The organism is Mojavia sp. (genome assembly GCF_059505145.1).
In genome coordinates, this window is sequence record NZ_JCACKA010000142.1 from 1 (window position 1) to 14251 (window position 14251).

At 37.7% G+C, this 14251-nt stretch carries 8 protein-coding genes and 1 pseudogene; 8 read left to right on the plus strand and 1 reads right to left on the minus strand.

The window, feature by feature from the left end:
- Positions 1-46 precede the first annotated feature (46 nt).
- Positions 47-1096, plus strand: coding sequence for an antiviral reverse transcriptase Drt2 (gene drt2 / locus AC5JL8_RS37545; protein ID WP_495884768.1), 1050 nt, complete (start codon positions 47-49; stop codon positions 1094-1096).
- A 151-nt stretch (positions 1097-1247) separates the two neighbouring features.
- Here drt2 and AC5JL8_RS37550 read toward each other — a convergent pair whose 3' ends face one another.
- The gene (locus AC5JL8_RS37550) at positions 1248-3476 is read right to left on the minus strand and encodes a DNA phosphorothioation-associated putative methyltransferase (protein ID WP_495884769.1); all 2229 of its coding nucleotides are present in this window, start codon (positions 3474-3476) and stop codon (positions 1248-1250) included.
- Between the two features lie 130 nt (positions 3477-3606).
- On the opposite strand from AC5JL8_RS37550, the gene AC5JL8_RS37555 reads away from it, so the two are divergent.
- The 7 genes and pseudogenes from AC5JL8_RS37555 to AC5JL8_RS37585 all read left to right on the plus strand — a co-directional run.
- Positions 3607-4542, plus strand: a complete 936-nt coding sequence (locus AC5JL8_RS37555) for a DUF4007 family protein (RefSeq protein WP_495884770.1) — start codon at positions 3607-3609, stop codon at positions 4540-4542.
- A gap of 8 nt (positions 4543-4550) precedes the next feature.
- Positions 4551-8045, plus strand: a complete 3495-nt coding sequence (locus AC5JL8_RS37560; RefSeq protein ID WP_495884771.1) for a hypothetical protein — start codon at positions 4551-4553, stop codon at positions 8043-8045.
- Positions 8038-8838: a phosphoadenosine phosphosulfate reductase family protein gene (locus tag AC5JL8_RS37565; RefSeq protein ID WP_495884772.1), complete on the plus strand. Its 801-nt coding sequence runs from the start codon at positions 8038-8040 to the stop codon at positions 8836-8838. Before AC5JL8_RS37560 ends, AC5JL8_RS37565 begins: the two co-directional genes overlap by 8 nt.
- A 48-nt stretch (positions 8839-8886) precedes the next feature.
- Positions 8887-9570, plus strand: a complete 684-nt coding sequence (locus AC5JL8_RS37570) for a hypothetical protein (RefSeq protein WP_495884773.1) — start codon at positions 8887-8889, stop codon at positions 9568-9570.
- A gap of 2 nt (positions 9571-9572) precedes the next feature.
- Positions 9573-11879, plus strand: a complete 2307-nt coding sequence (locus AC5JL8_RS37575; RefSeq protein ID WP_495884774.1) for a ParB N-terminal domain-containing protein — start codon at positions 9573-9575, stop codon at positions 11877-11879.
- A gap of 71 nt (positions 11880-11950) precedes the next feature.
- The gene (locus AC5JL8_RS37580) at positions 11951-13558 is read left to right on the plus strand and encodes a DEAD/DEAH box helicase (RefSeq protein ID WP_495884775.1); all 1608 of its coding nucleotides are present in this window, start codon (positions 11951-11953) and stop codon (positions 13556-13558) included.
- A gap of 85 nt (positions 13559-13643) precedes the next feature.
- Positions 13644-14120, plus strand: a pseudogene (locus AC5JL8_RS37585) (IS1 family transposase); the annotation flags it as partial.
- Positions 14121-14251: the final 131 nt, after the last annotated feature.

A 14251-nucleotide genomic window follows, 5' to 3' on the forward strand; every position in this document is an offset into this window, starting at 1 on the left:
ATTTCCTTCTACATTTTCTCAGAAATGGTAAATCTTCCAAAACTGGATGCTCCCTCTAGACTCTCATATTTATGCTTGGTATTCTCATCAAATTAGTCAATTATATGAAAAAATTATCTTAGGGCATAGAGTTGATGAATGTGTTTTAGCTTATCGCGCTTTAGGCAAAAGTAATATTGATTTCTCTAAAGAAGTATTTGATAAAATTGAGCAAAAAGCGCCTTGTACAGCACTTGCTTTTGATTTATCTAAATTTTTTGATAACATTGATCATTATAAGTTAAAACAAGCTTGGTGTGAAATACTTGAAGTTATAAAATTGCCTGAAGATCACTATAAAGTATACAAGTCAATTACTAATTATGCTTATGTAGATCGGAATGCGGTTTTTGAAGAATTTGGAATAAATGAACTTCAAAATATTAAAGATAAAAAACGAATTTGCTCAGTTAAAGAATTCCGAGAACGTGTTAGAGGAAAAGGTTTAATTCAGATAAATAAAGAAAAATTTGGCATTCCACAAGGTTCTCCCATCAGTGCTGTTTTATCGAATATTTTTCTCCTTGAATTTGATAAATTTATGACACAGTATGCGTATGAAATAAATGGTATTTATAGACGCTATTGTGATGACATCCTTTGGATATGTCCACAACAGTATACAGAAAATATTAAAAGTTTCGTTGATAAAGAAATACAAAGGTATGGAAAAAATCTTTTTCTCAATAATGAAAAAACAGAAACTTCTGAATTTAAAATCATCAACAACTGTCTGGTAGGCTCACCTCCTCTACAGTATTTAGGATTTGTATTTGATGGCCAATACCGCTTAATACGCCCTCAAACTCTTGCTCGTTACTATGGCAGAATGAAAGCAGGAGTTCGAGCGAGGGTAATAGTAGCTTCAAAGGCAGGAGCATCTCAAATTTATCGTAAAAGTTTATATGAAAACTATAGCCACTTAGGTTCAAAGAATTTTATTAAGTATGCCTATAGGTCTTCTATAACTATGGAATCACAAGCAATTCGCCATCAAGTTCGTAAACATTGGAAAAAACTTCATCAAGAAATAAATAACAGGATGCAAAGCCCTTAATCAATTGATAATTATTTAATTTTTGACTATATTTAACCTTTAAAAATACTGAAATAGTTGTAATTTTAAACTATTATTTATTACTCAATCTAACTAAAAATTTAATCTAAGCTATTTGCAATAAGCAAACTGATTCAAATTTCACTTTTAATTAATTCATATTAATAATAGAAGGTGTTGTTTTAGAACACGTGTTTTCATCAGAATTACGTCTTTTCCTTTGACGCTTCTGAGCAGCAGAACGCAGTAACTTGAGTTTGTAGGGGTCAGCGTCTTTTTGCCAGGATAATTGATATCCTTTGAGTGTTGCACAGTTTTCTTTCAGGCATTTGAGCCAACCAGAGCGATGACTAATGAGCCGCCAATTATCTAACAATCCCCAATCCTCTTCTTTACGAGTCAGGTTTGCAAACTTTTCATAATGCAGATAATCAGGAGTAACTAAAGCATCTTTGCAATGTAACACCGGAGGATCGTCAGCTTCGTAGTCTCGATAAATTACACCTAAATCACGTAGGTCAATTTCCATACTGGTTTGCAAGGCAGGATGAGGATCAGCATCAAAATCTGAATAAAAGAAATAAGAAATTTTTGGTTTTCTAGTATGGAATTTAATAACATTTGCTTGTTCTAAGCGACCGATAGTGCGGCTAGCGCAACCCTCATAGAGTCGTAGTAGCGGATCGAGGGCTTGTAGCGCTGAAATATGAACCCAGAGGGAATTTGGCAGTTTTCTGCCAATTTGACTATTTTGACAACGTTCGGCAATAATTTCAGAATTACCTAAGCTGTGGAGCATTTGATCGGCATTTGCCCAAGCTTGCTTGTATGTTCCAAATAAAGCTAGGATGTCCTCTTGTGCTTCGAGGGCTAATTCTCCTAATTTCGGACGACGGCTAAATTGACACAGAGCTAAATAAACCATTAAATCTTGACGGCGTTTTTCAGAAATTGCCTCCCACTCTTGCGGGTCTGTAGCTTGCACAATAACTTGGAACGCACGCCGTAAAGTGCCAAACTCAGCATTTATGTCAGCTTCTTGTGAAAGTTCCCCTTTACTTGGAAGACGACCACGCTCAGTAACAAAAGCCATTAAAGGTGTTAGCAGTTCCTGATAGTCTTCAAATCGCTTGATACGAGAACGGACTCTAGGAGTAGTGGTACGAGAACGGAAACGAGAAGCACGAAATAATTGAGCTTGAGCTTCATCTCGAAAAATGAAGTAAACACCCAATGCTACAGGAATAGCATCAACACCAAGAACTTGGTCAATGTAAATTTTGAGTTCTTCCTGCTCATAATATTTCTGAAAAGTATTGCGGGTAGTGACTACCCCATCACCGTAAGCTACTGTACCTTTATTGGTATCAGCTAGTGTGACTTGTGCGGCAACAAGTAAAACTTTATGGGTAAGTTCCCAGGCTTTGACCAAAGCTGTTCGGCGTTCAGATGTATCTTCGATAACATTAATTATGTAGCCAAGATTAACGATATCAGCAGGAATCTGAGGAGTATCAGGTGAGTAATAAGGGTCCCAACCGATGCTTATATAACCTTGCTGTGCGATGCGTGCAACATCATTACCATGTCCGCAACCATAGTCAAAAAAAGTTGTATTTTCTGTGAATAAGCCTGCTTCTAAAGCTAAACGCACAGGGCGAGAAAAGTCATTACGAACAATAGCCGCCTTATGACGCTCTACCTGGCGTGCTGTAAATTCACGGTTATTAGTTACTGTTTGATGTTGGATAAGGCGATGCTCTTGGATTTCAACATTATAGGCTTGCAGACGCTGTTGCCATCCGTTTCTTGTGCCGATGCTACTGGGATTATCAAGTAAACCTAAAGTCTCTTGAGCGCGAGTGAGTTCAGCAAATTGTTGATAAAGAGGATAATCACGAGTAACTAAAGTTTCTTTGCGATGGAGAATAGGAGGATTGTCTGACTTACTGTAGTCTCGGTAAGCGATTTCTAAAGTTTCTAAATCAACTTGGATACTTGCTTTTAAGGCTGGATGAGGATCAGTATCAAAATTCGGGTATAACAGATAAGAAATTTTTCGTTTCTTAGTGCTAAATTTTATGATTGTTGGAATCTCAGCTTGAGAGGCGACACTTCTGGCCAAACTTTCGTATTGCTGTAACACTTCTTCAACGGCGTGTAGTGCTGAAATATGAATGTAAAAAGCATCTGGAAGAAGTTTGCCAACTGGACTATGTTTACAAGTCTGAGCAATTGTGCTTAATTCAGGTATAACTTTATGCTTGTTAGGTAACTTAATATTTGCAATTGTATTTAGTTCATGTATATTAGAAACCTTACTTGCTTCTATTAAACTAGTTTCTTCTAGCTTATCTAAGCTGTTATCACGCTGAACCATTGCCTTATTTACTGGATAGTATCCGCTTGCCAACTTGCTCTATGCTTTATCGCAATATGAATCTTCCTATAATAAGTGAAATTTTACTAAACTTCACTAGATGTTTTATTAAGTTATAAAATATTTATCTATGGCAAAACAAATTAGCCTTAACTTAGATGGTGCTGTTAAAGAACTTATTAATGTCAATGCCTCCTTTGCCCGACATGAGACATTTCACCCACGATATGGTTGGATTAAAAAAGGCTTTGATGCTGCTCAAATTAATTCTAAAATCTTCTTACAAGAAGATGCACCTATAAGGCTAGGTGTTGGTAAAAACATGGCAAGTGCTATTCGCTATTGGTGTAATGCTTTTAAGGTCTTAGAAAATGATACTCCTTCGGAGTTTGGCGCTCGCCTTTTAGGGGAAGATGGTTGGGATTCGTTTTTAGAAGATCCTGCAACGCTATGGCTCTTACATTGGAACCTACTAAAACCAAGCTGTAATGCTGCTGCTTGGTATTTTACTTTTAATATCTTTCGGGATAACGAATTTTCACAAGATGACTTATTCAATGCTTTGTGCAGCTATAGAGATAGTATTGCACCTCGCATTGCTGAATCTTCTCTTAAGAAAGATATTTCCTGTATTTTGCGAATGTATGTTGAGCAAGCAACTATCAAGGCGGGTATAACTGAAGAAAGTTTGGACTGTCCCTTTACTCAATTGGGAATTATACATACCGCAGGGGACTCTAGGCATTTTACTTTTCGAGTTGGTGCAAAAAGAAATTTACCAGCAGAAATATTAGTTGCCACTTGTCTTGAGTATGCCAGTTTTGTAGGACGTGAACAAAGAACTATTTCCATTTCTCGCCTAGTTTACGACATTGGCAGTCCTGGGATGGCTTTTAAACTTTCAGAGAGCGCTGTGTGTGATGCTATCGAACAAGTCGCAAGGTGGCCAAAATCTGCTATTTCACTTTCTGATTCAGCTGGTTTAATTCAATTTTCCTTTACATCCGAGCCAGAAGCATTAGCAGGGGATATTTTAGATAAGTACTACAGACGTAAGGTTGCTTAGACAAAACGATGAATAAAGCTTTATCTGATTATTTCAGCCTCAAACGTCGTTATTCTCGTTCTATCAACCTTGAGCGGGACTTTGACAAAATTGATGCTTTGCAGGGTTATATTCTGACTGAAAGGTCGGTAGATGCAACTAGACGAATATTAGCTGGATTAACTGGGGACTCCAATCACCGAGCTTGGACTGTAACAAGTGTTTACGGTACTGGGAAATCTGCGTTCGCCCATTTTTTTGCTTCTTTATGCGCTCCCCAAAAAAGTCAGTCGCATCAAGTTGCGTTAGAAATTGCAGCAAAAACATTTGGTGGTGATAGTTCTGAATATTTAGCTTTAAAAGAAGTTATACCTGCTCAAGGGTTATTTCGAGCAGTAGTCGCTGCACAACGAGAACCGTTAAGTAATACTATTGTTCGTGCTTTAGAACGCGGTGCTGAAACCTTCTGGTCGCGTCAACAAATTTCTAAAATTAAAGTAGCGCAAAAAATAATAGACCTTGGATTAAAAGTTGCAAATGGAGAAATTATAGATAGTCGAGAGATACCTAATTTAATTAAAGAAATTGCTAAATCTGTTTCTACAGGAATTGTATTAATTATTGATGAATTGGGTAAAAATCTGGAATTTGCTGTTCAAAATCAAGGTGCAGAAGATTTATATTTACTACAACAATTAGCAGAATTACCAAAGGATAAAGGTTATCAAGTTTATATATTAGGTTTATTGCACCAAGCATTTGCTGATTATAGTGAAAGATTAGCTTCAGTACAACGTAATGAATGGTCAAAAATTCAAGGTAGATTTGAAGATATTCCATTCAAAGATTCTCCAGCCCAGATGATGCGATTAATTGGTCAAGCAATCGATCAATCAAAAGCTAAAGAATTTAAGAATTTAATTCATAAACAAGCAACAGAGTGGTTAGAGTTTTTACCAACTGATATCAAGGATGATTATACGTATGAAATTTTAACTGATACTCATCCTTTGCATCCTATCACAGCATTGATAATACCGATGTTGTGTACTCGATATGCTCAAAATGATCGTTCGCTATTTACTTTTCTTACAAGTAATGAACCATATTCATTTAATAATTTCTTAAATGAAAGCACTATTGATACCCAGATTTTACCAACATTAAAGTTGGATAGAGTTTATGATTATTTTATTGAAGCAGTTGGTTCTGGTTTAGCCTCTCGTCCAAATCTTCAACGCTGGGTAGAAATCCAAAATTTAATTGCTGATGCTAAGGGTAAAGATGTTGAAAGTTTGCAAGTCTTGAAAACTATCGGCATTTTAAACCTTGTCACTACTACAGGTGCAATGAGAGCAACTCGTACTTTAGTGACATTAGCGATGTGTGATATTCCTTCGGATGAGAATAAAAGTCTCTGGGGACAAGTAATCGATAATCTTCTCCAGAAAGGTGTCATTACATATCGTCGCCAATTAGATGAACTAAGGATTTGGCAAGGTTCAGACTTTAATGTTGATATCGAATTAACAAGTTATCTAGAAAAAGAACGTTCTCCTCTAGTTACTCTTCTCTCGAATATTCGTCCGCTTAAACCTATCGTTGCTCAACGCCATAGCTATAAAACAGGCACTTTACGTTACTTCGAGCGGCGTTATATAGATGGTTTGCAAGATTTAACAAAACTGTCTTGTTCTAGTGATGATTGTGATGGCTTAGTTGGGTACTGGGTAGATGAAGCATCACCAACTAATGTACCTGCAACTACATCTGACGGGAAACCATTGATTTTGCTGTGTCCATCTAAGTTAGATATATTACGAATTAGAGTCAGAGAATTGGCCGCATTAAAGAAAATTCAAAGTAGCGCTGCTGAATTACAAAGTGATGGCGTTGCAAGACTAGAAGTACGCTATCGATTAGTACAAGCTGAACAGTTGTTAGATGAAACCATTGCTCAAACTTTCGATTTAGTAACCAATGTTACTTTTTGGATTAAAGGTAAACAAGAAATAATCAACCATGCTACCGATTTTAATGCCAAATTATCAGATATCTGTGATGAGGTTTACCATCAAGGGCTAAGACTCTGGAACGAGCTGATAAATCGCCGTGAAGTAACTTCTCAAGGTGCTAAAGCCAGAAGAGAGCTAATCGAGGCAATGCTAGAAAAGCAAGACCGGGAAAAGCTTTGCTTGGAAGGATTTGGCCCCGAACTTGCTATGTACTATTCTGTACTTGACGAGACTAAAATTCACCGTCAAGAAAATGGACAATGGGGTTTTTACCCACCTGATGAAAAATCTGGTGTATGGACGATTTGGCAAACAATAGATGATTTTTGCTTGCAAGCCAAAGATAAAATCCAAACTTTGGGCAACATCTATAGAATTCTAGAAGCTCCTCCCTATGGTGTAAAGCGTGGGGTTATCCCAGTATTAATAGCAGCAGTGTTGCTATACCACATTGATGATGTGGGTGTTTATAAAGACGGTACATTTATCCCAGTGTTAGGTGCAGAGCATTTTGAACTATTACTAAAAGATCCCTCACGGTTTGGAGTTAAACATTTTGAAGTCGTTGGGCTGCGATCGCAAGTCTTTAAGGAACTGGAATCAATTTTACGTAAACAGGATACTCTAGCCGCACGAGGGTTAAGAAATTCAACTTTACTCGTTGTGGTCAAGCCGTTATTTCAATTCGTTAAAAAGCTACCGTCATACACTACTAAAACTAAGCGCCTGAGTAACGAAGCATTAGCAATTTTGCAAAACTTGCAGAAATCTCAAGAACCGGACGAGCTTTTGTTTACTTCTTTACCTTTAGCTTGCGGGCTTAATCCTATTATTGCTACCCAAGAGGATGATGGAACAATAGCGAAAACTTTGCGGAAAAAGCTTGTTACAGCCCTGCACGAGATTCAAACAGCTTATGACCGTCTACTTAGTGATTGTGAATCCCTTCTTTATAGCGCCTTTGCAGTACGCAGTGGCGAAGAAAAACTGCGGGAAGATTTACGGGTAAGAGCTAGTTATCTTAGCGGTCAAGTTTTAGAACGTCGTGTAAGAAGCTTTGTACAAGCAGCGGCAGATGAGAATGCTAATGACACTGAATGGTTAGAAGCATTGCTAATGATTGTTGCTGATAAGCCTGCTGAATCGTGGACGGATGAAGATGTAACAAATTTTGAACTGAAGCTTTCAGACCTTGCTCGACGCTTCAAAAATCTTGAAGCTTTACAGAAAGATTCTCAAACTCGAACTTCCGAGGGTTTTGAAGCACGCAAAATTACAGTTACACGTCCAGACGGTCAGGAAACTCATTCATTAGTTTGGTTTGATCATGAAAATCAAGTTCAAATCGATGGTGTAGTTGAAGAAATTTTGGGAATTCTAAGGAAGTATGAGAATCCGCAATTACATCAAAGCGTTGTAGCTAAATTAACTGAGTATGTGTTAGGCTCAGAGTCTAGTACAAAAGCTTCTAAACTACTTAACAAACAGATAAAGAGGAAGCATGGCTAAGAAAACAGTTAGACATATCTTAGGGTTATCAGGAGGAAAGGACAGTACTGCCTTAGCCATTTTGTTGCATAAAGAGATTCCAGAAATAGAGTACTTTTTTTGTGATACTCATAAGGAATTACCAGAAACTTACGAATATCTTGATCGTATAAAGGCACGGCTGGGTATTAAAATTCATTACCTCAGTGAAAAACGCGGTTTTGATCATTGGTTGACGATTCATGATGGTTTATTACCTTCACCCCAAATGCGTTGGTGTACCGTCAAAATGAAAATCAAGCCTTTAGAGGATTTTGTTGGAGATGATGAGGCTGTTAGTTACATTGGCATACGTGCTGATGAAAACCGTGATGGTTATATCTCTACTAAACCTAATATTAAACCTGTGTTTCCTTTTAAGGAGAAAGGTTTGGTGAAGGCTGACATTATTCAGCTATTAGAAGATAGCGGGATTGGTCTTCCTGATTATTATCGCTGGCGTAGCCGCTCTGGGTGTTTCTTCTGTTTCTTCCAACGCAAGTATGAATGGGTAATGTTAGCTCAAGAACATCCTGATTTATTTCAAAAAGCAGTTGAGTATGAATCTAACCATAAAGACGGTAGAACTTATACCTGGAATCAAGGAGAGTCATTGTTAGAACTTCTTGCTCGGAAAGACGAAATTATTGCCGAGCATGAAAAAGCAATGATTAAGGAGAAAAAAACAGCACCAAATAAAACCCTTGCTGAAGCTTTAGAAGAAGTTCTCGACAGTGAAGATGATGAACAGCCTTGTTTTGCTTGTCACTTGTAAATAACAGAATTATTACTGGGTACAATAGAGTAGCGAATTAAACAATTCATGGAAATAACTACTCAAACGGAATATCAAGGCTCTCAGATAGCACGGATACCGCATCAGCAAGGTTTATACGCTTGGTACTATAAGCCTGGTGTTATCGATGAACAGGCTATCAGTAAAACTCTATCCTCTTTTTTAGGAACAACGATTGAAATTTCAACGAGCATCCAGATGCGGTATGGTGTTCGTTTGATTTCAACATCACCTCTAAACCTTGTCTGTGGAGAGCAGCAAGAAACAGCGTCAAAGGTTTTAGATGAGGCAATCGCCAACGCTGATAAATTTTTTTTAGATTTTTTTAAATCGAATGCTGTACAAATTTTTACTCGACCCATTTACATTGGTATAGCAGAAAACCTCCACAAGAGGGTGTATCGTCAGCATTATTTATCTTTAACGGAAATGTGGGATGACAACCATCCAGTAAGTAGACATTTAACTGCTTATCCCCAAGCTACGGTGGAATCTGTCATGAAGCTTTTGAGCCTATCTCACACATTTGCGCTTGAAGCTAGGGTAAGACAAATAGCACCACGAGATTTGGTTGTACACATTTTTCCTACCACTACGCTTCCTAAAGATATCGGCCCTGACAGTGACGAACCGAAACAAGATACAGCAGCAAGGCGAGCATTAGAAAGACTTTTACAGTTAGTTGCAGATCCAATTTGTGGGAGGCGTTAAATATGTTTGGTGTGCAGAAAAGCTCAGTTTATGGAACTTATGGCGAATTTACGGTCGGTTCGGATGGAGACCGGGTACGCGCTCAGTTTTTATTAACAAAAATGAAACCAGGGTCTGAGGGAACTTGGGAAAATGAGCTTGCTTCTCAAATGGTACCTTGGCGCGAAGTATTCGATATAGAAGAGCTAACTTTCGATGAACTATTGCAACGTGACCTTGATGATTCTCGTGTTGCTCATGATCTTATCCCATATTTGTTAGGAGAAAAAGAAGCATCAGCGCGATTTTTTCCGCCAATACTTGCAGTTCTTGTTCCTAAAAATAGTAACAAAACAGGTATTCAGTCATACTACCCAGAACCAACATCTTCAAGCGAGGAAGCCATTAGATTTGGGGAATTATTTGATTTTAATAAAAAAAAGTTTGAAGATAATATAACTCCAATTGGTGAACTTAAGTACAACCGACAAAGAACAGCATTTGTCATTGCAGATGGTCAGCACCGGGCAATGGCTATTTTGGCCTTACATCGCCAAATAAATAAAAGTTGGGGTGCTGATAGATATGCTTCTTTTTATAATCATATTTCATTAAATGCAGAGCAAATTCAACATATAGAGTTACCTGTATGTATTATTTTTCTACCTGATTTACATGAAGCGAATGAAGAATATAAACAAAAAGGTATAGATTTAAAAAGAGTATGCCGAGAAATATTTCTAGTTGTAAATAAAACTGCAAAACGAGTTAGCCAATCACGAGAATTATTATTAGATGATGAAGATTTCGCTGCTCGAATGATGCGTACAACTCTATCGAAATTGAAAGGACGAGGTGAGGAAACTTCCTCAATAGCACGTATTTATTCTTTTTCGTTCGGTGATTCTGAATCTGATTTAGGTAAGCAAGTTGTAGCTGGCCAATTACAATATTCTTCTGCTGTCGCTCTGTATAAGATGCACGCAGCAGTTGTTTTCGGAAATCCAGATGCTTTCAATTTTGATGAGCCGTCTAATATTACTGATGGTAGAAGTATCAAAAATACTGCCCGGCCTGTCGAAATTTTAAGAGGTACGTCATTGGAAAAGTGGCAATCACTTTCTCGCACCTCTGCTAAATATCACCCTCCTTTAGAAGTCGAATTAGCAGTTGATTTGTTGGGAAAAATTTCGGACATAGCATTACTAAAATTATTTGATGAATTCAAACCATTTGCTGTCCAGAATTCTGAAATGAGAGCATTACGTACTCGTTTGCTTGACCCAGATGCACGCGCAAACCTTACTCAAAGTAAATGCTATAGTTTGCTGTTTGAAGGCAGTGGAGTCAGGAATGTTTTTGAAGAACATCGTCAACGCCTGCTTGATAGGCACAAAGAGCTTAATGACGAAGCAAAATCAGTTGGAGATTACATTACTCATCAGCTAAGTGATGCTAACGCTGTAGTGAAAGCACTTGATCAGCGTGAAGACGAAATCAAAAAGCTTAGATCTGCACAATTTTTTAATATCGATTACAAAAGGTTTTTCTCGGCAGAAGGTAATGAGCAAGACATTAAAGAGCTATTATTACGCTCTAAGTCTATTTTCGATACAGTCTCTACACAAGCTTTCCAACTTGGCTATTTAATGGCAATTCATTCAGTTGTTGAGCCAATGTTAGAGCCAAATACTCCATATAGCAAACGTATTCAATATGTAGAATTTATCTCAAATATTTACATAAATGCACTTAATGCATTCTTTTCTTCTGATTCAGTTGGAGAACATTATACTCTGAATGGTCTAGTCAAAGAACCTAGAATTAGAGTATTTGATACAAACGAGTTAGGACTAAGAAAACTTTTAATACTTAGTGGTGTTAAAGAACTAAATGAAAGACAATGGGTATTTTTCCGTTATGCTATTTTAGAAATTGTTCATTCAAAACACGCTTTTAGAATAATATTTGATGGCTTGAAGAAAGCTGAAGATTCAGCAATTATTGATGCTTACATAAATAAATTACCGAGTTTGATTGAGAGTATAGTAAAACTTCGGGAAGAATATATTTATAAAGCAGTTCAAGCCTGCTTGAACTCATCAGATTTCAAACGCGAAATTGATTTAATTAAAGCAGAATCTCGCGGTCAAGGACAAACTGATAGCGAAATTGAAGAAATTGTTAAAGCAAAGGAAGCACAAACAGAGAAAGATATACGTGATAAATGTGAAGACAGCATTAAAGCCAGTTTAGGTGAATTTGCAACCAAGGATAAAATTGTTAACCGTATTATATTAACGAAAGCTACAAATGAAGGCTCAGAATAAAATTGCTTGGGACATAGTTTGGATTTGAAATGATAGCTAGGAGCAAAACAATACAATATGTGGGGGTATAATTGCAATTTGATAACTTGCTATCAAGAGCGGACGATGAAACGCTACAAATTTTACTTGGTAATGCTGCTGTTCGCTTAATCAAGCTATTAGACCCTAGCCTTGGAACCCCCAGCCGTCTGCGAGAAATTTTGATGGGATTATACACTCCTGCGAGCCTCATTTTATCAAAAGATAGCCGCCCTATACTTTTGGATTTGCTACGTCCAGAACAAGCTAAGATTCTAGCGACAATTATGCAAGTTCCACTCACGGGAGATGTTTTCGAGACTTTAAAAAAAACATCGGTACGTCATGGTTCTGACAGGGAACGTGCCTTATTTGACTTCTTTGAACTGACATTACCACAACTAGAGAAGTCAATCGAAAGTGCTTCATTAGAACCAGCAGCGTCTAGTTATCCTTTATTTGCTCATCAACGTATTGCAGCACGAAAAGTTAAAGATTATTTTAAACAAGAGCCACGTCGGGTGTTACTGCATATGCCTACAGGTTCGGGCAAAACCCGAACTGCCATGAATATCATTGCAGACCATTTACGCTCACTTGAACCAACTATAGTTATATGGTTAGCCTATAGTGAAGAACTTTGCGAACAAGCCGCAACCGAATTTCAAAAAGCTTGGCAATTTTTAGGTGATCGTCAAGTATCTACCTATCGTTTTTGGGGTGATCACGAACTAAACGTGGATGAATTGGAAGATGGCATAGTAGTAGCAGGGCTTTCAAAAGTTTATAATCGCACAACGCAAAGCATACAGTTTATCAATAGGCTGGGTAAAGTTTCATCATTAGTAGTTATCGATGAAGCACATCAAGCAATTGCAGAGACTTACAAACTAGTTCTTGATTCACTCGTAATCCCTTATGAACATACAGCATTGTTGGGTTTAACTGCTACACCTGGTAGGACTTGGGCTGATATTAGTGCAGATACTGAATTATCAAAATTTTTTGCAAAACACAAAGTAACCCTTGAAGTTCCAGAGTATGACAATCCTGTAGATTACTTAGTATCAGAGCAATATCTAGCACAAACTAATTTTCGCCCTTTATTTTACAAAGGCGGCTTGAAGTTAACAGAGAAAGATCTAGAGCGAATACAACAAGAATTAGAATTACCTCAGCACATTTTGAAAAAGTTAGCTGATGACGAACAGCGAAACCTCAGCATCATTCTAGAAGTAGAAGAACTAGTTAAACGTCACCAACGAATTTTGGTTTTTGGTATTTCCATAAAACACTCAAAATTACTAGCTACTGTACTGCAAACTAGAGGTTTACAGGCAAATGTAATTACTGGTGAAACTCCAGCACGAGAGCGATCACGTTTGATTAATAGTTTTAAAGATGATTCTGCTGAAACCAAAATTCTTTGTAATTACGGCGTTCTAACTACCGGATTTGATGCTCCTCGAATAAGTGCGGCAGTCATCGCGCGTCCTACAAAATCTCTTGTTCTCTACAGTCAAATGGTAGGGCGGGCTATTCGTGGTGTAAAAGCCGGTGGTAATGAAACTGCTGAAATTGTTACCGTTGTTGATAGTGCTCTACCAGGATTTGGTTCTGTCGCAGAAGCTTTTAGTAATTGGGAAGATGTTTGGGGTTAAGAAAAAAATGCAGAAACTCTTTTTCTGTAAACCCGTTAGCTTTTTGGGCGTTGCATAATAGAGGGATGAATTGAGGTCATCTACTGTGCAATGTCCATACCGTGGTTTTACGGTAATCAGAAAGAATGGAAAGCGTAGAGGTAAGCTGTGGGCACATCTGTACCAAATGTGATCGCCAATTTATAGACGTGTACAACCTGTCCAAAGGATATTCAGAGGAAGTAAAGCAAGAGTGCTTAAAAATGTATCTCAACGGTATGGGTTTTCGCGCCATTGAACGGGTTAAAGGAGTGCATCATACTAGGATTATTTATTGGGTTAAACAATTGGGAGAAAAGTTGCCCGACACACCAGAAGAAAATAAGATTCCAGAAGTTGGAGAATTGGATGAATTAGAAACATTCATAGGTTCAAAAAAACTGTTGGGTTGCTGTGGACGGCAGTAAACTACTTTACTCAAGGTATTTTAGCTTGGGTTTTAGGAAACCGTAGTGCTAAAACATTTGAGACCTTGTGGGAAACCGTGAAACAGTGGAAAAGCTATTTTTATGTAACAGATGGTGAGACAGCCCTGCAAGAAGGTTTCCTTCTGTAGGGGACTGCGAACCCGAAGGACTGGAAAGTTTACCCTATTTTTATTCCTAGCGGGACTTAAACAAAAATTAAGCCCAAATGTAGCCCAAACTAGCTTTA

Coding starts and splice junctions, on each gene's coding strand:
- drt2 (WP_495884768.1), top strand. CDS start 47: ATGCTCCCTCTAGACTCTCATATTTATGCTTGGTATTCTCATCAAATT.
- AC5JL8_RS37570 (WP_495884773.1), top strand. CDS start 8,887: ATGGAAATAACTACTCAAACGGAATATCAAGGCTCTCAGATAGCACGG.
- AC5JL8_RS37560 (WP_495884771.1), top strand. CDS start 4,551: ATGAATAAAGCTTTATCTGATTATTTCAGCCTCAAACGTCGTTATTCT.
- AC5JL8_RS37550 (WP_495884769.1), bottom strand. CDS start 3,476: ATGGTTCAGCGTGATAACAGCTTAGATAAGCTAGAAGAAACTAGTTTA.
- AC5JL8_RS37575 (WP_495884774.1), top strand. CDS start 9,573: ATGTTTGGTGTGCAGAAAAGCTCAGTTTATGGAACTTATGGCGAATTT.
- AC5JL8_RS37555 (WP_495884770.1), top strand. CDS start 3,607: ATGGCAAAACAAATTAGCCTTAACTTAGATGGTGCTGTTAAAGAACTT.
- AC5JL8_RS37565 (WP_495884772.1), top strand. CDS start 8,038: ATGGCTAAGAAAACAGTTAGACATATCTTAGGGTTATCAGGAGGAAAG.